Origin of the sequence: Vreelandella zhanjiangensis DSM 21076, assembly GCF_000377665.1 — a bacterium.
GTDB lineage: Bacteria > Pseudomonadota > Gammaproteobacteria > Pseudomonadales > Halomonadaceae > Vreelandella > Vreelandella zhanjiangensis.
This window is the reverse complement of the sequence record NZ_KB898652.1, coordinates 123,936-148,110: the sequence shown is the minus strand read 5'-3', so window position 1 is coordinate 148,110 and position 24,175 is coordinate 123,936. Positions and strand designations below refer to the sequence as shown.

26 protein-coding genes are annotated in these 24,175 nt (G+C 55.6%); 14 read left to right on the top strand and 12 right to left on the bottom strand.

What is annotated here, in order from left to right:
• The first annotated feature begins 24 nt into the window (after nt 1-24).
• The 5 genes from D467_RS0114425 (at nt 25) to D467_RS0114400 (ending at nt 3,898) form a co-directional block, all read left to right on the top strand.
• Nucleotides 25-762, top strand: a complete 738-nt coding sequence (locus D467_RS0114425; RefSeq protein WP_018918239.1) for an NAD(P)H-flavin reductase — start codon at nt 25-27, stop codon at nt 760-762.
• A 527-nt stretch (nt 763-1,289) separates the two neighbouring features.
• On the top strand, nt 1,290-1,448 hold the full coding sequence (locus D467_RS19940) for a hypothetical protein (protein ID WP_018918237.1): 159 nt from the start codon (nt 1,290-1,292) through the stop codon (nt 1,446-1,448).
• Nucleotides 1,445-2,524, top strand: coding sequence for a 3-deoxy-7-phosphoheptulonate synthase (locus D467_RS0114410; protein ID WP_018918236.1), 1,080 nt, complete (start codon nt 1,445-1,447; stop codon nt 2,522-2,524). The genes D467_RS19940 and D467_RS0114410 overlap by 4 nt, the downstream gene beginning before the upstream one ends.
• Before the next feature lie 91 nt (nt 2,525-2,615).
• Complete coding sequence (locus D467_RS0114405) at nt 2,616-3,128, top strand: DUF3087 family protein (RefSeq protein ID WP_018918235.1); 513 nt, start codon at nt 2,616-2,618, stop codon at nt 3,126-3,128.
• Nucleotides 3,129-3,169: 41 nt separating this feature from the next.
• Nucleotides 3,170-3,898, top strand: a complete 729-nt coding sequence (locus tag D467_RS0114400; RefSeq protein WP_018918234.1) for an MliC family protein — start codon at nt 3,170-3,172, stop codon at nt 3,896-3,898.
• 19 nt (nt 3,899-3,917) lie between these two features.
• Here D467_RS0114400 and D467_RS0114395 read toward each other — a convergent pair whose 3' ends face one another.
• Nucleotides 3,918-4,988, bottom strand: a complete 1,071-nt coding sequence (locus D467_RS0114395) for a metal-dependent hydrolase (RefSeq protein WP_018918233.1) — start codon at nt 4,986-4,988, stop codon at nt 3,918-3,920.
• Between the two features lie 221 nt (nt 4,989-5,209).
• Here D467_RS0114395 and gloA point away from each other — a divergent pair, with 221 nt between their 5' ends.
• Nucleotides 5,210-5,650: a lactoylglutathione lyase gene (gene gloA, locus D467_RS0114390; RefSeq protein WP_018918232.1), complete on the top strand. Its 441-nt coding sequence runs from the start codon at nt 5,210-5,212 to the stop codon at nt 5,648-5,650.
• Between the two features lie 11 nt (nt 5,651-5,661).
• Complete coding sequence (locus D467_RS0114385) at nt 5,662-6,132, top strand: META domain-containing protein (RefSeq protein ID WP_018918231.1); 471 nt, start codon at nt 5,662-5,664, stop codon at nt 6,130-6,132.
• A 163-nt stretch (nt 6,133-6,295) separates the two neighbouring features.
• Here the strand turns inward: D467_RS0114385 and D467_RS0114380 are convergent, their stop codons facing one another.
• A complete protein-coding gene (locus D467_RS0114380) occupies nt 6,296-6,736 on the bottom strand; it encodes a hypothetical protein (protein ID WP_018918230.1) in 441 nt (146 codons plus the stop codon).
• Between the two features lie 146 nt (nt 6,737-6,882).
• On the opposite strand from D467_RS0114380, the gene D467_RS0114375 reads away from it, so the two are divergent.
• Nucleotides 6,883-7,293, top strand: coding sequence for a transcriptional regulator (locus D467_RS0114375; protein ID WP_018918229.1), 411 nt, complete (start codon nt 6,883-6,885; stop codon nt 7,291-7,293).
• Between the two features lie 111 nt (nt 7,294-7,404).
• Here the strand turns inward: D467_RS0114375 and D467_RS19865 are convergent, their stop codons facing one another.
• On the bottom strand, nt 7,405-7,575 hold the full coding sequence (locus D467_RS19865; protein WP_018918228.1) for a hypothetical protein: 171 nt from the start codon (nt 7,573-7,575) through the stop codon (nt 7,405-7,407).
• A gap of 14 nt (nt 7,576-7,589) precedes the next feature.
• A complete protein-coding gene (locus D467_RS19290) occupies nt 7,590-8,171 on the bottom strand; it encodes a TetR/AcrR family transcriptional regulator (protein ID WP_018918227.1) in 582 nt (193 codons plus the stop codon).
• A 267-nt stretch (nt 8,172-8,438) separates the two neighbouring features.
• Here D467_RS19290 and D467_RS0114360 point away from each other — a divergent pair, with 267 nt between their 5' ends.
• Nucleotides 8,439-9,881 carry an NAD(P)/FAD-dependent oxidoreductase gene (locus tag D467_RS0114360; RefSeq protein WP_018918226.1) on the top strand — a complete coding sequence of 481 codons (1,443 nt, stop codon included), beginning with the start codon at nt 8,439-8,441 and terminating at the stop codon, nt 9,879-9,881.
• Nucleotides 9,882-9,957: 76 nt separating this feature from the next.
• On the opposite strand, the gene D467_RS0114355 is transcribed toward D467_RS0114360, so the two are convergent.
• From D467_RS0114355 to D467_RS0114330, 7 genes are all read right to left on the bottom strand, one after another.
• Nucleotides 9,958-12,804: a valine--tRNA ligase gene (locus D467_RS0114355; RefSeq protein WP_018918225.1), complete on the bottom strand. Its 2,847-nt coding sequence runs from the start codon at nt 12,802-12,804 to the stop codon at nt 9,958-9,960.
• Between the two features lie 63 nt (nt 12,805-12,867).
• Nucleotides 12,868-14,058: an MFS transporter gene (locus tag D467_RS0114350; RefSeq protein ID WP_018918224.1), complete on the bottom strand. Its 1,191-nt coding sequence runs from the start codon at nt 14,056-14,058 to the stop codon at nt 12,868-12,870.
• An 80-nt stretch (nt 14,059-14,138) separates the two neighbouring features.
• Complete coding sequence (locus tag D467_RS20020) at nt 14,139-14,573, bottom strand: PDDEXK nuclease domain-containing protein (RefSeq protein WP_018918223.1); 435 nt, start codon at nt 14,571-14,573, stop codon at nt 14,139-14,141.
• 9 nt (nt 14,574-14,582) lie between these two features.
• Complete coding sequence (locus D467_RS20015) at nt 14,583-15,188, bottom strand: DUF1016 N-terminal domain-containing protein (RefSeq protein ID WP_018918222.1); 606 nt, start codon at nt 15,186-15,188, stop codon at nt 14,583-14,585.
• An 18-nt stretch (nt 15,189-15,206) separates the two neighbouring features.
• Complete coding sequence (locus D467_RS0114340) at nt 15,207-15,638, bottom strand: DNA polymerase III subunit chi (protein ID WP_018918221.1); 432 nt, start codon at nt 15,636-15,638, stop codon at nt 15,207-15,209.
• Nucleotides 15,639-15,747: 109 nt separating this feature from the next.
• Complete coding sequence (locus tag D467_RS0114335; protein ID WP_018918220.1) at nt 15,748-16,857, bottom strand: branched-chain amino acid aminotransferase; 1,110 nt, start codon at nt 16,855-16,857, stop codon at nt 15,748-15,750.
• Between the two features lie 153 nt (nt 16,858-17,010).
• Nucleotides 17,011-18,531, bottom strand: coding sequence for a leucyl aminopeptidase (locus tag D467_RS0114330; protein WP_018918219.1), 1,521 nt, complete (start codon nt 18,529-18,531; stop codon nt 17,011-17,013).
• 122 nt (nt 18,532-18,653) lie between these two features.
• Here D467_RS0114330 and lptF point away from each other — a divergent pair, with 122 nt between their 5' ends.
• The 5 genes from lptF to bfr all read left to right on the top strand — a co-directional run bounded on the left by lptF (nt 18,654) and on the right by bfr (nt 22,298).
• On the top strand, nt 18,654-19,727 hold the full coding sequence (lptF, locus tag D467_RS0114325; RefSeq protein WP_018918218.1) for an LPS export ABC transporter permease LptF: 1,074 nt from the start codon (nt 18,654-18,656) through the stop codon (nt 19,725-19,727).
• A complete protein-coding gene (gene lptG / locus D467_RS0114320; protein ID WP_018918217.1) occupies nt 19,727-20,806 on the top strand; it encodes an LPS export ABC transporter permease LptG in 1,080 nt (359 codons plus the stop codon). The genes lptF and lptG overlap by 1 nt, the downstream gene beginning before the upstream one ends.
• A gap of 9 nt (nt 20,807-20,815) precedes the next feature.
• A complete protein-coding gene (locus D467_RS0114315) occupies nt 20,816-21,265 on the top strand; it encodes an RDD family protein (protein ID WP_018918216.1) in 450 nt (149 codons plus the stop codon).
• A 159-nt stretch (nt 21,266-21,424) separates the two neighbouring features.
• On the top strand, nt 21,425-21,631 hold the full coding sequence (locus D467_RS0114310) for a bacterioferritin-associated ferredoxin (protein WP_018918215.1): 207 nt from the start codon (nt 21,425-21,427) through the stop codon (nt 21,629-21,631).
• Nucleotides 21,632-21,812: 181 nt separating this feature from the next.
• Nucleotides 21,813-22,298: a bacterioferritin gene (gene bfr / locus D467_RS0114305; RefSeq protein WP_018918214.1), complete on the top strand. Its 486-nt coding sequence runs from the start codon at nt 21,813-21,815 to the stop codon at nt 22,296-22,298.
• Between the two features lie 111 nt (nt 22,299-22,409).
• Here the strand turns inward: bfr and D467_RS0114300 are convergent, their stop codons facing one another.
• Nucleotides 22,410-24,173, bottom strand: a complete 1,764-nt coding sequence (locus tag D467_RS0114300) for an ABC transporter permease subunit (protein ID WP_018918213.1) — start codon at nt 24,171-24,173, stop codon at nt 22,410-22,412.
• Between the last annotated feature and the right edge of the window lie 2 nt (nt 24,174-24,175).

The following is a 24,175-nucleotide window of genomic DNA, read 5'->3' as shown; positions in this document are numbered from 1 at the left end:
TCGATTTTTTACAAAGAGGTTTTCATGAGCGTAAGGACGTTAACCTGCCAGGTAACGGCCGTTGAGGATTTAAATCCTGACGTATTTGGCGTAACGCTGGAAGGCCGCGCAGAAGCAATGCAGCATGCCCCCGGCCAGTATTTAGAGCTACAGCTGGATGATACGACGTGGGTGCCGTTTTCGATTGCCAGTGCCGAGCAGGGCGATGGCGTGATTGAGCTGCATATTCAGCACTGGCCCGAGCGCGATAACTCGGTGCGGTTGCGCAATCTTCTGCAAGTGGCCAACCAACTGACCCTGCGCTTGCCGGGCGGTGAGTGTGTCGTTGACCCGCAAAGCCAGCGCCCGCTGATGTTGATTGCCGCAGGCACCGGGTTTGCGCAGATGAAAGCCATTGTTGAAGCCACGCTGCGCGATCAGCCCGAGCGACCGATTTCCCTGTGGTGGGCCGCCCGCGAACACCGTGATCTCTACGCTGAAAATCTCGCGTCTGAGTGGGCCCAACGTTACCCCCAGGTCACCTTTCAGGCCGTGACTGAATTCCCGCTGACCGAACCACTGGCAAGCGGTGAGCGAATACATCATCACCAGGGGCGGATCGATCTGGTCCTGGAAAAAGCGGCGCTTACGTTTAGCGATTATGATATTTACCTCTCGGGCTCGCCTGGCATGGTGTACGCCTGCCTGGATATTCTGGAAGCCAAAGGGGTGATCCGCGAGCGTGTCTTCTCAGATGTATTTGCCTACGCGCCGCGCCCTTGATTGATGCAAGGCTAAAAACCTGCCCGCGTTTGCCAAATGCATTGTTTTGCGATGAGCAGTTGTTCGATGAACGGTTTTGCGATAAACAGTTGCCATTTGCCAAGCGTAAGGGCAGGATAAAGTTATAGAGTTTTAAAACGGCTGATTTTTAAAGCGTTCGGTTTTTAAAACAATTGTTTTTTAAGACGATTAGTTTTTTAAGACAATTGCTTCTAAAGAGCTAGCGGTTTACACAATTATATTTCGCAGTGCCTACAGGCTTGCCAATGATCAGGAAAAATATGCACATATACGCGTCTTCTCACACTGCTAACAGTCTGCCCTTGGTGGCGGTTGGCGTGTGCATGAGCGTTATTGCCTATTTTGGATATTGGTTTAGCCACGGTGTGCCCGCGGCCGACGGTTAACGTCGCGCTACCAGGCACACCGACTAGGTTGCCTGCCGAATATAGCCCCGGTTGGTAACCCAATCGGGGCTTTTGCGTTTTAAGGCTTTCGCCATAGGAATGTCATTAAGGAGCTGCACCATGATGTATCGCGCATATAACGTCACTATCGCTACCGGCTATGTGGGCTATGGCTGGCGATTTAGCGACGCGCGGTCGGTGCAAGCTGCCACCTCCGACCGTGCTTGCCTGGGTGGCAACGTCAAACGATGTCATGCGCTACCGGAGAAACCTTTATGAATGCCCCAGCAAGCCTAGCCCTTAGCTCTGAACGTAATATCACTCCCGTTGCTGTCAGCACGCCCAGCACGGAAAAGCTGCTTCCTACACCGGCCGAGCTGCGCCAAAGCGTGGCGATAGACGCCCGCTTAAGCCAGCAGGTGTCCCAGCAGCGCCAGGCGGTTCAAAACATTCTGAGTGGCCAGGATGACCGGCTTCTGGTCGTGGTAGGGCCTTGCTCTATCCATGATCCGGACGCAGCTCTCGAGTACGCTGACCGTCTGGCGGTACTCAGCGAGCAGGTAAGCGAACAGCTTTTACCCGTGATGCGGGTCTACGTTGAAAAACCCCGTACCACCGTGGGCTGGAAAGGGCTCGCCTATGACCCGAATTTAGACGGCAGCGGCGATATGGCCAAGGGCATCACACTCTCCCGAGAGCTGATGCATGCCGTTGCCGCCCGTGGTCTGCCGGTGGCAACCGAGCTGCTTCAGCCCATGCTCGCGCCTTACCTGGACGATCTTTTAAGCTGGGTGGCGATTGGGGCAAGGACCACCGAATCACAGCTGCATCGCGAACTTGCGAGCGATCTGGCCGCCGCGGTCGGGTTTAAAAATGCTACCAGCGGTGATGTGCAGGTCGCGATCGATGCCATGCAGGCGGCGGGCCATGGCCACCAGCGTTTTGCCCAAGACAGCAATGGGCGGCCCATCATGCAGCAAACGGCCGGTAATCCGCATACACACGTGGTGCTGCGCGGCGGGCATGGCGAGCCTAATTACCAGGCAGCGCATGTTCAGGCCGCTATCAAGGCGCTGCATGAGGCCGGCCAGAACCCGCGGTTAATGGTTGATTGCAGCCACGCCAATGCGCGTAAAGATCATCGCCGCCAAAGTGAGGTGATGCTGGATGTACTCGCCCAGCGGCAGGCAGGTAATGCCAATCTGGTTGCCCTGATGCTGGAAAGTCACCTGTTTGAAGGCAAGCAGCCCCTGCAGCCGAATGCCCTGCGCTATGGCGTTTCGGTCACCGATGCCTGCGTTAGCTGGGAGGCAACCGAGCGGTTACTAAAAACAGCCGCCGAGCGATTAAGCTAACGTTTGACCGCTCAGGTTTTTAGTAACCCAGGCTTGTTTGCTTTGGTCACCCCCGTATCATAGAGCGTTCCATTAGATGACGAGGTTGGCCATGGTTTTTACCCTCGAGCAGCATGATTCACATAGCTATCGCCGCAAGGCACGCATGATCAGTTTTGCAATGGCGGGCCAGCTGCTTATTTTTGGAATGCTGTTCTCCATGCTGCTGACATCCACCTTCGGCAATAGCCTCTGGCTATACGCGCTGGGTGTTTTTCTGGGGCTTCTGGCGACCAGTGCGCTATTTGCAGTATTGCGCGAGCGGCCGTGGATGACCGAGATGCGTTACGTCTGGCAATTAAAGCAGCACCTATCGCAAATTAGAGGTTATTTACCGACGCTCCGGCGCGCGGTCGATGACGATAACAAAGCGGCACTGAATGTTTTAACCTTTTACCATCAGGGCATTACTCAACTGGCTGAATTAAATGGCCGGTCGCCTTCTCAGGATACTGCCTGGGTGGCAGAAGCCAATCACATAAAAGCCAAGCGGGAAGCGCTTGGGCTATCGCCCAGGGCTGATACCTTCGACTCGCAGGATCTACACGCTTTCAAGCGAAGCTGAACCACGACACAATAAATCACGCGTGCAGGGAGCATTTGTTAATGACACTGGTGTCCAAACCACTTCCGTTAATCGCTGCGAGCGCACTGTTAGTCGCGCTAGGCGGTTGTGCCTCAACGGCCGCTCCGGTCGGCGAGCCAGGCAAAATGACCGTGAACAGCAGTGCGCCGCTGCTGCCGTCGGTACTTTTTTCCGGGACGGCCGAGCGCTTTCAGGGCTGGCATTGTCAGCCGGCTAATCAGCACTTGGTTACCGCGACGAATACCAGTGATTTACGGCTTTGGTCGTTACATGGTGCCTGGCGTTTACCCCAAGCCGTGGTAGCCAGCGGAGCGCGTTATCAAGACGGCAGTATCAGTTTCTGGAACCGTGGCGATAAGGCCATGGTAGAAACGCCGCGTGGTCAGCTGCAGTGCACGTTGAGTGAAGAGCGAACGGCCATTACCAGAACGGAAAAACCAGGCGTCATGTTCTGGGGGCAGGGCAACGAGCCGGGCTGGACGGTGGCGTTAGCGCACGATGCGCCCACGCTAACCATGCAGCTCAACTATGGGGAAGAGCGTATTGAGCTTCCGTATATGGTGAGCGTAATGGATAACGAAGCGGGCCGTGTGGTGCTTGAAAATGCCCGCGTTGAGCCGTTCTTTCGCCTACGTATTGAAGCCGCCGCCTGTTTTGACGACATGAGCGGCAAGCCTTTTCCTGCCCGTGTAACGCTTACCTATGCTGGCGAGCAATATAGCGGCTGTGGTCAGGGTATTGCCCCGTAACTGTCCATTAAATTAGCGGTTAACAGCGGTAGAGAAAGCGCTCGGCGCGCCAGTGTGAGGCGACAAAATCACTGGCGCACAGCGCTGAAACATTGCCCGAAGCGCGTGCAGCAAGCCGTGACAGCGTGGCAAGGCTTAACCCGTTAGTCGCCGCGACGCCTTCGCTGTTTGCTACCGGTACCCAGCGATTATCCTCAAGAGTGGCAAGCGTAAAGCTAAACGGGTGAAATCCCGGAAAGCCTAGCCGGATATCGGTGGCGACTAGCGTTTCCTTGCCATCAATCCAACGAACTTCGTAGCGTAAAAAAGGGCCGGTAAACCATGTTAACCGCTGGCCTAGCGGGCCGGAAAGCGCCGTGTCTTCCAGCGCCGCATTTCGCCATAAGGGTTCTAGCTGGGGGAGGCGAGGCGCATCGAAGATACTGATAAGACTCTCATAATAGCGGTCTTCATCAATCACCGTGGCCCGCCATAGCACAATGTTAAACGGCGTCGGCTGAACCAATAAAGGGGCCTGCGTTAAGCCCTGTTCAGCAAGAGCCGGGGCCAGACGCTGCTCCACACTCCACTTGGCGCCTGCTGCCAGGGCTAGATACACGCACGATACGGCAAGACCCAGGCCACAGTATTTGCGCACCTGCTGGGATGCCAGCGCCGTTCCCAGGCCTATCAAAAGAGCCAGAGTATAAATCGGGTCAATAATAAAGATGATCGGCCATGCCACCGGCGGCGTATCCAGCGGCCAAAAAAGCTGCGTACCGTAGGTCGTTAGCGCATCCAGCAGCGGGTGGGTCACCAAACATAGCGTAAAAAAGCACCACCAGCGAGATAAAGAAATATCCCGGGCAGGCGCAAAGCGTGTACACAAAAGGGCCAGCAGCGTGGCGAGGCCGGTCAGCACCAGTAGCGAATGAGAAAAGCCGCGGTGCTCGGTTACATTGGCAATAGCATCGCCGTAATCCAGCGCGACATCCAGGTCAGGTAGCGTGCCCAGCAGTGCTCCAACCAGCACAGCTTTACGCCCCAGGCGGCGGCCAAGTACCGTTCCACCTACAGCGGCGCCTAGCGCAGCCTGTGTGATTGAATCCACTGGTTTCTCCTTTTAGCGATACCCGTTAATATGGTTTGCGATTATTTATTGTACAGAGTTATTGGATTGATTGCTGGGTGTCACATTTTTGTCAAGAGATTCTACGCCTATGCTTCTTAAGAAACACTGCCTATGGCGTTAGCAGGCTGGCTGCGTAATCATCACATCTGCGTTATGCAGTAACGAGTACACTGGATTGTTATCACCAAAGGAGTTAAAGCATGCAATATTTACACACCATGGTGCGTGTTAAAGATTTAGACGCCTCACTTCGGTTTTACTGTGATCTGCTGGGACTTAAAGAAGTACGTCGTAAAGAGAATGAAAAAGGCCGCTTCACGCTGATATTTCTTGCCGCCCCAGAAGACGAAGAGCGCTCAGCCCAGTTAACCGCTCCCGAACTCGAGCTGACCTATAACTGGGACCCGGAAGAGTACACGGGCGGACGTAACTTTGGTCATCTGGCTTACCGCGTGGATGACATTTACGCACTCTGCCAAAAATTTCAGGACAACGGTGTCACCGTAAACCGCCCGCCGCGCGACGGCCATATGGCGTTTGTAAAATCGCCTGACGGTATCTCAGTCGAGCTTCTGCAAAAAGGCGATGCTTTGGCACCTCAAGAGCCCTGGGCCTCCATGGAAAACAGCGGTAGCTGGTAAGGGAATAGAACATGCTCATGAAAAAACACCGCGCCCGAGTCTGCCTGCTGCCGTTTCTTGCACTGACCGCTGTATTGCTCAGCGCGTGCAGCAGCACGCCGGACGAACCACAGCTTAACGACACGCCGCGCCATACAGGCTTGTCAGGCCCGATAGTGGATCAGCGCTGGAATCTGCTGCTAATCGGTACCGATGAGCGGCTATCGTTTGCGGAAACGCCGTTTTTTACGATCTCGAAGGATGGGAAAGTGGCAGGCTCTGACGGCTGCAACCGCTTTACCGGCAACGTAAGCCTTGGCGAGAGTCACCGCATCGATTTTGAAGGGCTTGCCACTACACGCATGGCCTGTCCAAATATGGCGGATGCCAAGCGGGTAACGGACATGCTGGATAACGCTTACCGCTACCTGATTGATCATGATCGCCTGGTCTTTTTCGGGCCGGACAGTCGCGTACTGGGTGGCTGGCGCGAAGGTAAATAAAGCCCCTTAATCCTTATTGGGCCTGCCGATACTCGATGGTCAACTCCAGCGAAATGTCGGCAGGCCCATGTTATACGCTGACCGTCTGTAAAGGTGAAATACTGCTCCGCTTCCCACGAAATGCCTGTAAATAGTTGAGTATTATAAATAGGCGGTGTTTGAATTATTGTTCGCCTTGTCTGCTGCTCGCCATCTGTTGAGCGTTTAACAGGCGCCATTGATGTGTAGCAATATCGATTAATGCCTCAATCTCGCGTGCTACTCCTGCACAAGTAGATGGCGGGTATCCAACGTATCCCAGTACCTCATGTTTGTCTTTTAGCACATGATAGTTGAGTGACGAGCTGGAAAACTCCGCAGTGGAGCACATTCGACTGTGCGGCTCAGGCATGTTTTCAAACGGAAAGGCGTAAACCAGATGCAGCTCATCGGTTGGCAAGCGCTGATAGATAACGACCGGGCTGCTTTTCTCTACTAGCATGTAATAAAGCGTTTTAGCTAATTGTTCATAAAGTTCGGCGTGGCTGGAAGCCGATAAGAGCAAAAAACTTTGGCTGTGTTGACCAACCAAACGTCGATTGTGTAAGTAAAATATTTTACTCATGGTGGGCCTCCAGCGGCACCAAGTCTCGCTATATCCAACTCCGCGAAGCTGACATTGTGATGCGAAACTTTAAATTGAATTATCGATTCAATCAAAAAGTGAACTGCTATTCAACTGGTGTTGAATAATCAATTCACATTGGAGGCATGAATGAAAAAATTATGTTTGCGAAGCGTTTAAAATTAGCGATGGAATCAGCTGGTTATGATATCCGTCCGTCAACGCTTGAAAGGGAATTCAATTTACGTTATTGGGGAAAACCTATTACTTTTCAGGCAGTAAGAAGATGGCTGCGTGGCGATTCGATCCCCAATCAAGACAAGCTACAGCTATTGGCGAAGTGGCTATGCATTGACCCCCATTATTTACGTTACGGGGAAGGAAGTATCCATAATGTTAGTAAGCCTTTTATCACTTTTGAGGCATCATCTAATAATGAAGAGCATCAAATATTATCGCTTTACCGCAGTTTGCCTATTGACCAGCGTAAAGTTGTACGCAAGGTATTAGAAACGTTTGCCAAGGCATATTCATTCGATAAGATTGATGATATATAAAGTAAATCTTTCAAAAATATGTAAATTGTTTAGCGCCGCTAATCTGGAAATAACCCTCATACCCGCGTAAGCGGGTATGAGGGTTTTTGTATTGCGTCTAAGTTGCTTAGCTTAAGAGTGGCGCTGTAGCTTATGTAAAGCATTATCGAAAAAAGCAGCCATGCGCTCAATCAGGCGATCGGCAAGGCGCATGAAGCTGGCAAATACTATGGCAAGCCCCTGCAGGTTATAAGGCAGAATACGGCGAATTCCACCATTGCCTCGGTCACTGGCGGGTGACACTTGTGCCTAACGAATTACTCCATACTGCCGTCATTGATAGCGCCGTCATTAATAGCGTTGGCGACAGTAGCGCGGGCATGCGCGAGTACCGAACGCCACTCAGCCGCGGATGGGTCCGCCAAGCCTAGCCCACGCAGTAGAAACAGCCCCTCCATGGCCAGCACGGCTTGGCGAATCTCTTTACTCGCGGTGCTGCCGCCATCGAATAGATCCAGAATCGAGCGATAATACTCCCTTGCCGGGCGCGATTTTTCCGGTGATTGAAGCAGGGCTGTCATAAGATAGGCAGAGCGACGAATAAGGCGGTCATCCTCGGTCAGGGCTTCATCCAGATAAGCCAGCAATCGCTTATGCTTATGTTCCCAATCGTTTCCTGCCCGCGTTTGAACGGCGTGTTGAACGCGGTCGATTTCGCGCTGCAGGACGGCAGCTACCAGGTCATCTTTTGTCGCAAAACTATAGACCAGCCCCCCTTTACTAATACCTGCCCGCTCGGCCACGGCGTCGAGAGTGAACTGACGTCCGCCGCTCTCCATGATGATGGCATCGGCTGCATCCAGAATGCGGTCAAGTGAGATTTCTTTTTTGCGTGCCATAGGGCTCTCTATTGCGTGGAAAGCCGCTCCCTGTAAATGAATGGAGAGGCGGATGAATCTCCCCTCATTTTACCTTATCCACGTTAGATTGCGCCGAAAGCCGTTCAGGCAGGCGGTTACGTTTATTTCCTTCGTTTCACTGCATTGATCGATTGAAACAAAAAAGCCCACTTTTTATTTTCCGACTGAGTAGTCATAATTGCTTTTTAACTCTCAACGTGGCTCCCCAAACGCCGCTTTCGTGCAGGACATTGAAAGGTTTAAGCAATGAAAATATCCAGACGTAATTTTCTACTAGGCGCCGGTACCGGTATTGCTGGCGGCTTAATGGGTGGTTTTTTGGGAGCCACCTATGGCGCTAGGCCAGGATGGCGCCTTGAATCGCAAATTCCCCGCGCAGAAGGGGTGGCTACTTCGGACACCTTACCCGCCGAGACCGATGTCGTGGTGATTGGCGGTGGCATTGCAGGGCTTTCCACGGCGCTATTTCTGAACGAGAAGGGGCTGAATACGGTAGTGCTCGAAAAGGGCGTGGTGGCGGGCGAGCAGTCCAGCCGTGCCTTTGGCTGGGTCTATTCCAACAGCTGGGACTTGGGCAAGCTGGAGCTTGCCAACCGTTCGAAGGCGATCTGGCAGGGTTTTGCCGGCCGCTTCGGCGAAGATATCGGCTTTCGCCAGACCGGTAATTTCTCGCTGTTGGCCACCGACGATGAGGTGAGCGCAAGCCGGGAGTGGCTTGCCGAGGCGCGCCATATCCAGCCGCAGACCGATGCACGACTGGTCACCGGCACCGAGCTTGGTCGGCTGCTGCCCAATGGCGCCGAGCAATACAAGGCGGTACTTCATCAACCCAGCGACGGCACCGCTGAGCCGCGTTACTCGGTTTCGCGAATTGCGCGGGGGGCGATGAATGAAGGCGTGCAGATCGTCTCGCCCTGTGCGGCCCGTACTATCGACCGCCAGGGCGGCAGGATCGTCGGCGTGCATACGGAGAAGGGTTATATCAAGGCTTCCCGGGTAGTGCTGGCGGGTGGCGCCTGGTCGTCGCTGTTTGCCGGGAACCTGGGCATTCATCTGCCCCAGCTGACCATCGCTTCTTCTATGCAGCGCCTGAGCCCAATCGACAACGCCTTGCCCGGCGCCGGATACGGGCCAGACTTCGCCTGGCGCCAGATGGACACCGGGGAAACCGCCGTAGGCGTGTCGACCAACGTCGCGCCCATCACCACCGACAGCTTCCGCATGCTGCTGGACTTCATGCCGGCGTTGAAGCACTCCGGCGATCTGCTCAAGGTGCGCCTGTCGAGCGACTTCTTTGCCTCGCTCAATATGGCCTCGCGCTGGTCCGCCAACGAGATCACACCCTTCGAGCAGGTGCGCATGCTCTCGGGCAGTGTGGATGAGAACGAGGTAAACACAGCGCTTGCGAACCTGCGCCGCGCCTATCCGCAGTATGAAAACGCCCAGGTGCGCGAGCGCTGGGCCGGCATGATCGACGCCACGCCCGACTCTACCCAAGTGATTTCGGAAGTGCCGGACAACGACGGGCTCTTCGTGATTACCGGCTTCTCCGGCAATGGTTTGACCACGGGCCCCGCCTCGGGGGAAATGCTCGCCGAAATGATTGCAGGTGAAGAAACGACCTGCGACCCCTCCATCTATCGTTTCAGCCGCTTCACCGATGGTTCGGAGTACGTCTTCCGCCACTAATGTGTCTAGCTGCTGTTTGAAACACCAACGCCACCCTAAGGTGGCGTTGGTGGTGGGTCGTCGTATCTCGGCGGGTCTACAGTGCTTCGATCTTGGCCTTCTGCTCTTCGAGCAATTTCTTGGCGGATTGGAACTCAGCAAGCTTCCCGCGCTCTTTCTCGATCACGGCGGCCGGAGCCTTGGCGGTGAAGCCTTCATTGGAAAGCTTCTTCTCGATACCGCCAATAAGCTTGTCCTGCTTGTCGATCTCTTTATTCAGGCGGGCAAGCTCGGTGTCTTTGTCGATCAAATCGGCCATCGGCACCAAGACTTCCATATCGCCAACAAGCTGAGTTGCCGAAAGCGGAGCATCGTTAGGGTTTTCAAGCCAGGTGACGCTTTCCAGTTTGGCAAGCTTGGCCAGGAAGTGGCGGTTGCTTTCCAGGCGCTTGGCATCTTCAGGTTGGCCCTTGGTCAGCAGCACATCCAGCGGCTTGCCGGGGGCGATGTTCATCTCAGCACGAATGTTACGCACAGCGATGATCACACCTTTTAGCCACTCGATATCGCGGGTAGCCTGCTCGTCGATCTTGCTCTCGTCAGCTTCGGGCCAGGCCTGCAGCATCAAGGAGGCGCCTTCGCCCATAAACGTACCGGCCAAGGGCGATACGCGCTGCCAGATCTCTTCGGTAATGTAAGGCATCATCGGGTGAGCCAGGCGTAGAATGACTTCCAGAACGCGTACCAGTGTCCGGCGGGTGCCACGTTTGGCTTCAATAGACGCGTTTTCGTCCCATAGCACCGGCTTGGAAAGCTCCAGATACCAATCGCAGTACTCGTTCCAGACGAATTCATACAGCGCTTGAGAGGCATGATCGAAGCGGTACTCGTCCATTGCCTTGGTCACTTGGGCTTCAACTTTCTGCAACTGGGAAATAATCCAGCGATCCGCCAGGGAAAGCTCTACTTCACTGCCATCGCTGCCGCAATCCTCACCTTCAGCATTCATCAGCACGTAGCGCGAAGCGTTCCACAGCTTGTTGCAGAAGTTGCGATAGCCATCCAGACGATTCATATCAAACTTGATATCGCGCCCGGTGGTGGCCTGGGAGAGGAAGGTAAAGCGCAGCGCATCGGTGCCGTGGGCTTCGATACCGTCTTTAAATTCGTCCTTGGTCGCTTTGGCAATCGCCTTGGCCTGTTTCGGCTGCATCATATTGCCGGTGCGCTTTTCAAGCAACGCGTCCAGCGTAATGCCATCGATAAGGTCGATCGGGTCGAGTACGTTGCCCTTGGATTTGGACATCTTCTGGCCCTGGCCGTCGCGCACCAGGCCGTGAACATACACGGTCTTGAAGGGCACTTGGCCAGTGAACTTCAGGGTCATCATAATCATCCGGGCAACCCAGAAGAAGATGATGTCAAAGCCCGTTACAAGAACGCTGGTGGGGTGGAAGGTTTCCAATTCAGGGGTTTTTTCCGGCCAGCCAAGCGTACCGAAGGTCCACAGGCCCGAGCTGAACCAGGTATCCAGAACGTCCTCGTCCTGGGTTAGCACCAGATCGGCATCCAGGCCGTGCTTTTCACGCGCTTCGGCTTCGCTACGTGCAACGTAGACGTTACCTTCGGCGTCATACCAGGCAGGAATGCGGTGACCCCACCACAGCTGGCGGGAAATACACCAGTCCTGCAGATCGCGCATCCAGGCAAAGTACATGTTTTCGTAGTTTTTAGGTACGAACTGGATCTCGCAATCCTCAACCGCTTTAATGGCCGGTTTGGCCAGCGATTCAACGGCCACAAACCACTGGTCGGTCAACAGCGGCTCAATCACATCACCCGAGCGGTCACCATAGGGAAGGGTATTATTAACAGCTTCCACCTGCTCCAGCAGGCCAAGCGCATCCATATCGGCCACGATCTGCTTACGCGCTTCAAAGCGGTCCAGGCCTGCATACTTGGCGGGCAGGCTGGCATCTTCTTCAGGCTGAGGCTGGCCTTTGAGGTTGAAGATTTCCGCCTGCTCAAGAATCGTGGCATCTTTTGAGAAGACGCTAATCAGCAGGTGGTTTTGGCGTTTGCCGACCTCGTAGTCGTTGAAGTCATGAGCCGGGGTGATTTTTACACAGCCCGAGCCTTTTTCCATTACCGCGTGTTCGTCGGCCACGACAGGAATACGCCGACCTACCAGCGGTAGTTCAATAAACTTGCCGACCAGCGAGGCGTAACGCGCATCTTCGGGGTTTACTGCCACGCCGGTATCGCCCAGCAGGGTTTCCGGGCGGGTGGTGGCCACAATCAGATAGTCTTTGCCATCGTCGGTTTTAACCCCGTCGGCCAGCGGGTAGCGGAAGTGCCAGAAGCTGCCCTGCTGCTCCTTGTTTTCCACTTCCAGGTCGGAAATTGCCGTATGCAGGGTCGGGTCCCAGTTGACCAGCCGTTTGCCGCGATAGATCAGCTTCTCTTCGTGCAGGCGCACGAAGACTTCCTGAACGGCTTTGTAGAAGCCGTCGTCCATGGTGAAGCGCTCGCGGCTCCAGTCGACACTCGCGCCCATGCGGCGCAGCTGGCGGGTAATGTGTCCGCCCGACTCTTCCTTCCACTCCCACACTTTATCAATGAACGCATCGCGGCCCAGATCGTGGCGAGTCTTGCCTTCTTCGGCAGCGATCTTGCGCTCAACCAGCATTTGCGTGGCGATACCCGCATGGTCGGTACCTACCTGCCACAGCGTGTTATTGCCCTGCATACGCTTCAAGCGCGTCAGGGTATCCATGATGGTGTCCTGGAACGCGTGGCCCATGTGCAGGCTGCCGGTCACGTTGGGCGGCGGAATCATGATGGAGAAAGGCGCGCCCTTACCCGAAGGGGCAAAGCGGTTATCGGCTTCCCAGCGCTTATACCAGCGGGTTTCGATCTGTTCGGGTTGGTAGGTCTTTTCCATGGGGAGTCGGCTCACAACGTGCAAAAAAATGGTGACAAGTATAGCGCGATAAGGGGCAGAGCGTCAGGCCTTTGCCGAGGGGAGATTTAACCCACGCATCGCGATTAAACCCAACACAGGGCCTGGCAATAACCACCAGATAACCGCCACGCTCTGGCTTGCCCAAAGTGTGGTTACCAAGGCAATTGAAGGAATGGTCAAACCAAAGCCGATAGCGTTCATCATGGCCAAGGCTGCACCTAGCCGCTCGGCGGGTGCGTGGGTCGATGCCAGCGCCGAAAACTGTGCTGAATCGGCTATCACGCTAACGCCCCAAATGCCCAGCAGCGCCAGAAGGAGCCAAGGAGAAAGGCTGCCCAATAGAGGGTAAACCAGGCAAAGTACGCCCGAGGTTAATAGCGCCACAGACGCAACGTGGGCGCTGCCCGCTTTCCGACTCCACCGGCCAGCCCACACGCAGCCAGGCAGGCCAAGGGCAATAATGGCAAAGCTTAGCCACGGCTGAAGGCTTGCTGACGCACTGAGCCGCTCAAGCTCGCGGGTAACCAAAAAGGGCACCAGCGCCCAGAATGCATAAAGCTCCCAACAGTGGCCGAAGTAGCCCAACGCGGCCTTGCGAAACTGGCGCTGCTTGAACGCACTCAGCCCAGCCCACGGGCGGCCGGTACTCGCCTTGGCCGGCAGGTGGGGGCCAACGCCCAAACGGGAAATCATATACGCGGCCACCAGCGCCAAAAGAGATGCCAGCAGTAGCGGCCACTGCCAGGGAAGATGCAGCGTTAATCCGCGCAGTAAATGGGGCGAGGCGATGCCCAGTGTCAGCATGCCGACCAGCCAGCCCAGGGCCGCTCCCGCATGCGAAGGTGTCCAACTCACCACCAGCTTCATGCCCAACGGGTAGATGCCTGCCAGGCATAGGCCGGTGGCAAAGCGTGCCACTGCCGCCAGCGTTATGCTGTCGGCAACGCCAATAAACGCCGCGTTGATAAGTGCACCGAGCACCGCTGACAGTGCAAACAGATGACTTGCCCGCATGCGGTCGGCAAGGCCGGTAATGGCGATTAATAGCGTGCCGGTGATAAACCCAGCCTGCACCGCAATGGTCAGTAAGCCAAGATCACCTTCACTAAGACCCACTGCCTCCTGCAATGCCAAGCCAACGCCATTAACACTGAACCACAGCGAGGTGCCAAACAGCTGGGCAATAACAATCACGGCTAGCGGATGGCGGGATAAAAAAGAGACAGATATCATGCTTTTCCACTAATTAGTTATTATTAATGTTCTGCTTTGTTGGTCATTTGTGCCACAAGGCTTACGCGGTGTTGCTTCTTCTATTTTGACTGATCTTTTATCTCGCCTAGTTCTTGTTCGATCTGCTCAATGCTAGGTAGGCCCGTTTGTAGCTCGGTAGGCAGTGATTCCAACAATTTATATTCGGCAATGCCCATCGGCTGGGACTTATCGCTTAATGCATACTCGGCCACTACCTTATTTTTGCTCTTGCATAGCAAAAGGCCGATGCTGGGATTGTCCTGCTCATCTTTGAGCTGGCGATCAACCGCCGTGAGATAAAAGCCTAGCTGTCCCAGATGTTCTGGCTTGAACTTGCCGGTCTTCAGTTCGATGACCACATAGCAACGCAGCTTAAGATGGTAAAAGAGCAGATCAATAAAAAACTCCTCGCCCCCCACGTCGACGACTACCTGCCGTCCGACAAAGGCAAAGCCAGCGCCTAGCTCCAGTAAAAACTCTGTGACATGGCGCACTAACGCCCCTTACACTTCACGCTCCTGTGACTCGGCAGACAGCCCGAGAAAATCAAAGCGGTAGGGATCTTTAAGCGACTCGCGCGCCAGGTCTGATTGTGGCTTGGGTAAGCGGGTTTCAAAATTGGTAACCGCCGCTCCTTGGCGTTCCAGCAAGCGGGTCTCAATCTGCATCACCAGTACATTGCGTGACCACCCATGCTCCAATGCAGCATGAGCATAAGCCAAGCGCTCAGCGGGCTCTTTTAACTTGCTCAACAGCACCAGGTTGTGGCCCCAGGGTAATTGTCCAACAGCCTGTTGGACAATTTCGGCGTCTGGCCAAGCCTCGGCAAATGCACGCATATACATCAGGTTTGCTCTGGAAAATCCTTTCCCTTCAGGAAAGGCCGTGCGCAAATCATGTGCCAGTCGATCTATTACTTTAGCTCCCCAGCCCTGTTCGGCCTGGCGCTGGAGAATATCCTGTCCAATCTGCCAATAGAGCATCACCAGCTCGCGATTGACCGCCAGTGTCGCCCGCTGCTGGGCGCTATGGATGCGGCTTTTGAGCTCAGCTAGCCAAGCTGCATAGCCGTCCGGCGGTGTTGTCAGTGACGCAGGTTTGTCATTCATAAGGACCGCTCATTTTGGTTAGCCAAGCTTATGCGGCACCACTTCATGCCCAAGCTCTTTATAACGCTGCCAGCAAGCGCGCTTGGCGACCAGAACGTGTTGATGCTGATTGATAATTTCTGCAACGCGCGCATAGCGTTCAACGCCGTCAGGAATATCGGGGTGCAGATTGAGGAGCGCGGTTTCTTCTTTGGGCGTGGGCAGTGTCTGCCAACCCAGCGTTATCGGCACGCTGGCCGCCATCTCGCTGTCTTCAAGCGCGTGGGGCAGGTAGGCGTCCTCACGAAAATTCCACAGGGCTGCGTCCGCCTGTTCGGCAAGGGCCTTGTCTTCGCAGTGAAGGTGCAGGCGATAGCCTTTGCGCCAAATGGTTTCGGCCAGCTTGCAGGCGAATGCCAAACGCGCGTCCAGAGTGGTATCAGGGAGAATATAAAAATCGATGCGCGCCATAGCGGCTCCAGCGTTTGCCAAGCTCTCTGAAAGGGCTTTAAAAGCGCTTCAAAGCCATTCCAAATGAACGTCATCACCGCCGCCATTGCTGGCGGCGGCGGGGGAGACATTACACCAGTTGGGTAAGCCAGCCGTGTTTGTCTTCGCTGCGGCCGTACTGGATATCCAGAAGCGTCTTGCGAATGCGCATGGCGACGTCGTTACCACCGTCGCCGTTCAAGCGAATGCGCTCGTTTTCCGTGACCAGCTCGCCTACCGGCGTGATGACCGCGGCGGTGCCACAGGCGAACACTTCTGTGATCTCGCCGGAAGCCGCGCCGTCACGCCACTCATCAATACTGATCGGGCGCTCTTCCGGGGTCAGACCCATGTCTTTGGCAAGGGTGAGCACCGAGTTACGGGTCACGCCTTCCAGAATGGTATCCGTCAGGCGCGGGGTGACCAGGCGGCCATCCTTGAACACGAAAAACAGGTTCATGCCACCCAGTTCCTCGATCCACTTGCTTTCCGCAGCGTCCAGAAACACTACCTGACCACAGCCGTGAGATTCGGCTTCCTTCTGGGCGGCCAGTGATGCTGCGTAGTTGCCGCCGCACTTGGCAAAGCCGGTGCCGCCCGCGGCTGCCCGCTTGTAATGCGAGGAGAGCCAGATGGATACCGGGCTGATGCCGCCCTTGAAGTAGGACGCCGCCGGGGATGCGATCACGTAGTAATCCACTTCGTGAGCCGGGCGTACTCCCAGGAAAGCTTCCGTGGCGATCATGAACGGGCGAAGGTAAAGGCTGCACTCGTCTGCATCGCTTTGCGGCGTGGGTACCCAGCTATGGTCCTGGGCCAGCAGCGCCTTGATCGAACCGATGAAATCTTCATCCGCTAGCTCCGGCAAGGCTAAACGGCGGGCACTGCGGCGGAAACGCTCGGCGTTTTTCTCCGGGCGGAAGGTCCAGACCGAACCGTCAGCATGACGATAGGCTTTGATACCTTCAAAAATTTCCTGACCGTAATGCAGCACGGAGGCGGCCGGGTCGAGCGTTAGCGGGCCGTAAGGGCGCACCTGGTGGCCGTGCCAATCGGCATCGACCGTCCAGCGGACATTGACCATATGGTCGGTGAAGTACTTGCCAAACCCTGGGTTGGTCAGGATATTGTCACGGATACTATCGGCCGTCGGCTGATTGGACGGCAGGATTTCAAAACGAGTCGTAGAACTAGTGGGCACGGCGTGTTTTCTCCGCTAGAGCCAGGCCCCGAAGGGCGAATGTAAGCATATCGTCAGGAGTAGCGTGTGCCATAAAGGACTGGCACACGCTAATACTTTCAGGTTTAACGGTTGTCGCCCTGAAAGGCAACCATCGAGCGCTCAATCAGGATATTAATTGGTGCTACTTTCTACCTGAGCGTCGGTTTCACGGTCCAGCAGGTATTGCGAAAGCAGGCCGACCGGGCGGCCGGTAGCGCCTTTCTGTTTGCCTGAGTGCCAGGCGGTACCGGCGATATCCAGATGCGCCCAGGGGAAGTGATCGGCAAAGCGCGACAAAAAACACGCCGCGGTAATCGTACCCGCCGGGCGTCCACCGATATTGGCCAGATCCGCGAAGTTGGATTCCAACTGGTCCTGGTACTCATCCCAAAGAGGCAGGTGCCAGGCGCGGTCCCAGGCCGCTTCGCCCGCTTCTAATAAATCGAGCGCCAGATCATCATCATTGGAGAGCAGGCCGGTCGCGTGGTGGCCCAGACCAACAATGACAGCACCAGTAAGCGTGGCAATATCCACGACGCTTGCCGGCTTGAAGCGCTCGGCATACGTCAGCGCGTCGCAAAGTACCAGACGGCCTTCGGCATCGGTATTGAGCACTTCAACCGTCAGGCCTTTAAGCGTCTTGATGATATCGCCGGGCTTGGTGGCCAGGCCGTCCGGCATGTTCTCGGCGGCAGCGACAATAAACACCAGATTGAGCTTGGGCTTGATAGCCAGCATTGTCTTGACGGTACCAAATACGCTGGCGGCGCCGCACATGTCGAATTTCATTTCGTCCATGCCTTCGCCAGGCTTCAACGAAATGCCGCCGGTATCGAAGGTGATACCTTTACCTACCAGAACGTGAGGCGCTTCTTCGCGCTCGTCTGCGCCGTTGTACTTCATCACGATCAAGCGGGTGGGTTGGCTGCTGCCCCGGCCCACGGAAAGCAGCGAGCCTGCGCCCAGCGCTTCCAGCGCGTCTTCATCAAGAATCTCGACGTCCAGCGCGCCGTTGGAAGTCCGGCCCAGCTCTTCGGCCTGCTCGGCAAGATAGCGCGGCGTGCACACATTGCCCGGTAAATTACCCAGCGTACGGGTGTAGTTAATGCCCTGGCCGATGGCCGCGCCAATGCGTGCCCCTTGGCTGGCAAGCTTAGCGTCACCCGCTTCGCTCACCATCAGCGTTAATTCGTTAAGGCTCGCTAAAGGTGCGGGCTGCGACTTAAACTGATCGAAACGGTAAATGGCGCGCTCAGCGGCTTCCAGTACCTTGCGGGCTTTCCAGTTGCTGTCACGGGTTTCAAGCGGCACATCGTCAAATGCGATGCTGGCTTCATCCACCGGCAGTTTGGTAAGTGCTGCCATGGCGGCATCCAGCGCTTTTAAAAACGCGGCTTCCTGGCACTTTTCGCGCTCGCCGAGGCCTACTAACAATAGCCGCTCTGCGCCAAGACCCGGTGCAAACGGAATCATCTGCACGTTGCCAAGCGTTGGATCAAAATCACCGCGCTCAAGCAACTGGCCGATTAAACGCTCGCTGGCGTCGTCTAATCTGGCGGCCGTGGGTAGTAAGTCGCTACCTTTAAAAACGGGGATGACGAGACAAGCCGTTTCGGCTTTAGCCGGATTGGCGGTCTGAACGGAAAATTCCATGACGTCTCCAACAAGACAAGCATCGAGGGATTCGGGATAATGCCCCGTACTGAGTGTTCGTTTAGTGTACCCAAGCCATGGACGCATTGCATGGCATCCTGCACGATTAGCCGGAGAGGGCGTTGATTTTATTTCGGTACTTAACTCGCGAAGTGTTACTCACCATGTCCGCGGTGGCCGGTATTCTATTGCTCGTCATTATGGGCAGTCGTTTTATTCGCTACTTTTCAGATGCAGCGGAGGGTGATTTTCCAGTCACCATTCTGGGCAGCCTGATGATGTTTCATCTGCCCGGCTTTATGGAGCTGGTGCTCCCACTGGCGTTTTTCCTGGGTATTCTGCTGGCCTATGGGCAGCTTTATATGAACAGCGAAATTACCGTCATGGTGGCCTGCGGCATGAGCCCGCTGCGTCTTTTACGGGTCACGCTGCTGCCTGCCTCTATCGTTGCGGTATTGGTCGCTCTTTGCAGCCTGTGGCTAACCCCGGCTGGCGCGCTGCAAACAGCGGCCACGCTTGAAGAGCAGAGCAGCCGCCTGGATGTCTCGGTGCTGGCCCCAGGGCGCTTTCAGGATTTTGGCGGCGGGCGTACGGCGTATATCACTGACTTCAATAGCGAAGGCACTGAAATGCAGGAGGTTCTGGTGCACGAGCTGCCCGGGCCTGAAAGCCCGCATAGTTTTGTGACGCGGGCGGCGTCGGGCCATCAGGAAACCCGGGTTGAAACGGGCAGCCGCTTTCTGGTGCTGGAAAATGGCGAACGTTATGGCGTGGCCCCCGGCCAGATGGATGCGCAGCGGCTTACCTTTGAACGCTATACGATGCGTCTGGGGTTAAGCCGTAGCCGCCAGGAGCTGGATTCGCTTGAATTCGCAACCACCGCAGCGCTTTGGCACGACCCCAACCCGCGTGCTCAGGCGCAGTTTCAGTGGCGTGCAGGGCTGCCGTTCATGGTGTTCGTGCTGGCCCTTCTTGCTCAGCCGCTTTCCCGCGTGAACCCGCGCCAGGGCCGGTTTGCCAAGCTGCTGCCCGCGGTCTTTTTATATGTCGGTTATTTAAGCTTGCTGCTCGCGGCAGTCGATGCCATTGGTAGCGGCAAATTAACGCCGCTGATCGGCGTTTGGCCGGTACATTTACTGTTTTTAGGCCTGGGATTACTGCTTTTATGGCGCTCTCAGCGTAAGGGGATGCGTTAATGCTGAATGTGCTGATAGTTGCGGATCGTTTAGATCGGTATATCGCCCGCAACGTACTGGGGGCGATCATCGTTGTCCAGTTCGTGCTGTTGGGGCTGGATATCACGCTTGCCTACATTGGTGACTTGCGCCACGTACAAGGCAATTACACCGCACTGGATGTGTTCTTCTACCTACTCATGCGTACGCCGTGGCGTTTTTATCAGTATGCCCCGGTGGCGGTCCTGATTGGCGCGCTGATTGGTTTAGGCAGCATGGCGTCCAGTAATGAGCTTACCGTTATGCGCGCCTCTGGGCGTTCACTGGCGCGTATTGTTTGGGGCGTGATGAAGCCGGTGCTGCTGGTGGTGGTTGTGGTGCTGCTGATCGCCGAGTTCGTAAGCCCACGCACCGAGCAGTTTGCCGAAGCGTGGCAGCTTGAGCAGCGCCAGGGCGAAAGCGCCCAGCCCGCCAGTCGCAGCGGCTGGCAGTTTGAAGGTGATAGCGTTTACCGGTTCGGGGCGATTCGCGCCGACGAAGTAGTACTTGATTTAACTCGCTACCGCTTTGATGAAAGGCAGCTGGTCGAAGCCACGCATGCTGCTCGTGCGCATTGGGAAGAGGGCGCCTGGCGGCTTGAAAATGTGACTACCACACGTATTTACGGTGATTATACCGAGTCTGAAAGCTACGACAGCGCCTTCTGGGAAACGCATATTACACCAGTACAGTTGGAGCGCCTGCTACGTGATGTCGAGAGCCAGGCACCCAGTGAGCTGTGGGCCTATGCGCGCTATCTGCAGGCGCAGGGGCTAACCGCGGATCAACCGCTGCTGTACTTCTGGCAAAAGATGCTTATGCCGCTCACCATGGGCTCGCTGGTCTTGATTGCCGCCTCGTTTGTATTTGGCCCGCTGCGTACCGTGGCGGCGGGAACGCGGGTGTTTTATGGTGTGGTCACCGGGCTTGCGTTTAAATATATTCAGGATCTGCTGGCCCCTGCATCAACGATTTTTGGGTTTTCTCCTGTATGGGCGGTACTGGTGCCGACCCTGGCCTGTGCCGCCGTGGGGATTTATTTCCTGCGACGTAATGGCTAGCGTAAGTTTATGGATAACGTAGTTTCAGCCGGGCTGGGCCGCCGGCTGGGCGCCATGGCGTATGATGGCGTATTAGTGCTAGCCCTCTGGCTGCTTATTACGATTATCCATCTAGCGTTTTTCCGGCTGGTACTCAGTCAGCCAGTGGAGGCCGTCGGGGCTTCTGCTTTGGCCGTCTGGAGCCTGCGCGGTTTACTGCTTCTCTCCACCACCGGTTTCTTCTGTTTTTTCTGGCGGCGCGCCGGCATGACGCTGGGCATGCAGGCGTGGGGTCTACGTGTGCAAACGCTTGATGGCGAGACCATTACCCTTAAACAGGGCCTGATACGTTGTGTGGTCGCCTGGCCCTCTTTGGCGGTATTCGGCTTGGGCTATTGGTGGGTACTTTTTGATCGCCAGCAGCGCAGCTGGCCAGATATTGTCTCCAATACGCGCACTAGCGCAGTATCTTTCCGTTAAGCGTACGTATTAGTAAACACGCAACTAAATACTAACTTCCTGTGTTAATTCGACAATTTTATCGTGAAAGGCAATCACTACTAAAAGGCATAGATTTTTACTTGATAAAATGTATGCGAATCATTTACATTCACCTCATGCTATTTATGAGGTGTCGCCATGTACGTTTGCGTGTGCAAGGGAGTAACCGATCATCAGATTCGTCAGCAGGTGAGCGATGGAGCGCGCAGCTGGCGAGAAGTGCGTGAAGCCACCGGCTGTGCCACCCAGTGTGGCAAGTGCGCCTGCTATGCTAAATCGCTTACCAAAGAAGCGTTGTATGAAGCGCGCATGGAAGCCGACATGAGTCTCGCTTACGCTGTGTGACGCGAATCACTCTTGTTAGGGTTATCGTTAGCAAATAACTGATTTGTTTGAATTTTTCCTCACCTTCTCTATACTCTCAGAAAACTGGGAGTATGCCTTTGCATGGCCTATACTCCTTCATTAACGTAACTGCTTGATTGGTTAGATTAACTATCAGCATTACAGCGAGAAAGGTGACGTCATGAAAGGTGATCCCCAGGTAATTCAGCATTTAAACAAAGCGTTGGGCAACGAGCTTATTGCCATCAATCAGTACTTTTTGCATGCCAAAATGTACAAGGATTGGGGTCTTAAAGCGCTCGCCAAGTGGGAATACGACGAGTCTATTGAAGAAATGCAGCACGCTGACAAGCTGATCGAGCGTATCCTGTTCCTGGAAGGCATTCCTAACCTTCAGGATCTGGGCAAGCTGCATATCGGTGAAAACGTCAAAGAGATGCTTGAAAGCGATCTTAGAATCGAGCACGACGGCCGTAACGATTACATTGCCGCGATCACCTACTGCGAAAGCGTGAAAGACTATGTGTCACGCGATCTGCTGCGCGACCTGCTCGCCGATGAAGAAGATCATATTGATCATATCGAAACCGAGCTGAAGCTGATTGATCAGGTAGGTATCCAGAACTACATGCTGCGTCAAATGCAGTTGGCGGGCGACCACGAGTAAGCGCTACGTTAAGAGCAAGGTTTGCCAGCGCGCTGTGTAAACTGCGTTCAAACCAAAATACCCCCGAATGTTTCGGGGGTATTTTTTTGCCTAATCATTTGCGTTAGTCAGTTAACGAGCTGGCTTACTTGAACCCACAAAGCTTGAAAGTGACACTGCCAGTACCGACAGCAGTACCAGCGCCAGCGCAGGAATCAGTACCGCCCAAGGGGCACGCTCGATATAGGGCATGCCTTCTGCCAGCACTAGCCCCCACTCCGGCGAGGGTGGTCGTGGTCCCAGGCCCAAAAAGCCCAGTGCCGCGAGCGCCAGGGCAACTCCAGGCAAGCGCAGCATGGCGTGGCGAAACACTGGGCCAATCACTGCGGGAAGAATATAGCGGCCCATCAGGCGCAGTCGTCCCACCCCAAGAAGTGGCGTTATGCGCACGTGAGGCTGAGCTTTTGCCTCGGTAACCAGCGCCGCCGTATGTGCCGCAAGCGGTGCCCAGGCCACTGCCGTGACTGCAATAATTGCGCCGCTGGTGCTTGGCCCAATCAAACCGGCAACGATAAGGCCCGCAATGGTGGGCGGCGTTGCTTTGGTGATTTCAATGGGGCCCGTGGCAAGCCGGGGCGCTAAGCCAATCAGAAGCCCCAGAATCAGCGTGAAACCTACCACGACAACCGCCATGCCAATCGTGGATAGCGCGCCATGGGCTACCCGGGCCAGAATATCGCGTCCGGTGCCGTCTGCCCCCAAGGGGAGGCCAAAGCTGGGTGTTTCCAAACGCATAAATGCCGAGTTAAATGGATCGCGGGTAATGCCTGCCGCGATCAACACGCAGAGTAGCGTGATGGCAACAACGGGGACGATCCATGCCCTACGCGATACGCTCTGCTCGTTGTGGGCAACAGGCAGCGCGCCCAGCCGAAATGCGCGGCCAAGCAGCAGAGCACGGCCAATATTGGCAAGGCTGCCCAGCACAATAGCAATCACCAGCAGGATAAGAATACCGGTTTGCAGTGCCGGCATGTCCTGGGCCGATGCGGCCCCGAGAGTTGCCCGGCCAAGGCCTGGAATCGAAAACACCTGCTCAACGGCAATTGCACCGCCGGTCAAGCCCACCATGACCATGCCTACCTGAGGCATAAGGCTGGGCAGCGTACGACGCAGAACGGATAGCGTAATACGGCGATGAGAGAAGCCCGCCACACTCCAGGTAGCTACCCAGCGCTCGGTAAAGGTGGCCGACAGGCCGTCGCTAAACAAGCGGCCCAGCAGGCCCCCAGCGGGAAGACCCAGCGCCAATGCTGGAAGCACCACATAGCTCAGGCCTCGCCAGCCATAGGGTGGTAGCCAGTTGAGCCAGGCAGCAAAAACCACCAAGAGTAACGAGGCAAGCAGGAACTCAGGCAGGGCTGTTAATGCTGCGCCCATTGCGCCGGAAGAACGGCTGACCTGGCCGCGTAAACCACGCCGAACGACAGGCAGACAGATAAGCGTTGCGGTGACAATGGCCACCAGCATGGCAAAGCCCATTAGCATCAATGATACCTGCGCGCTTTTCAGCATGCCGGGCAGCACTGGCGCCCCTGAGATCCAGGAGTTGCCCGCATCACCATGAAGAAGCCCCATCAGCCAGCGCTGCAGCATTTCCAGTGGCCCTGATTCCAGGCCCAACTGCGCACGAATAGCGGCTAGCGCTTCAGGCGTTGCCTCCTGCTCGGCAGAGCGCGCCCGCAGAATGCTCAGTGCCGGGTCACGGCCCGAAAGCCACGGCAGCAGACCCACCAGAACCACAACGCCTGCAAGCGTCACCAAGCGTGATAACAGCGGAATAAACGGCTCGGGGCTTAAACTGCGCCAGAGGCGTAGCGGTATTGCGTTAATCATGC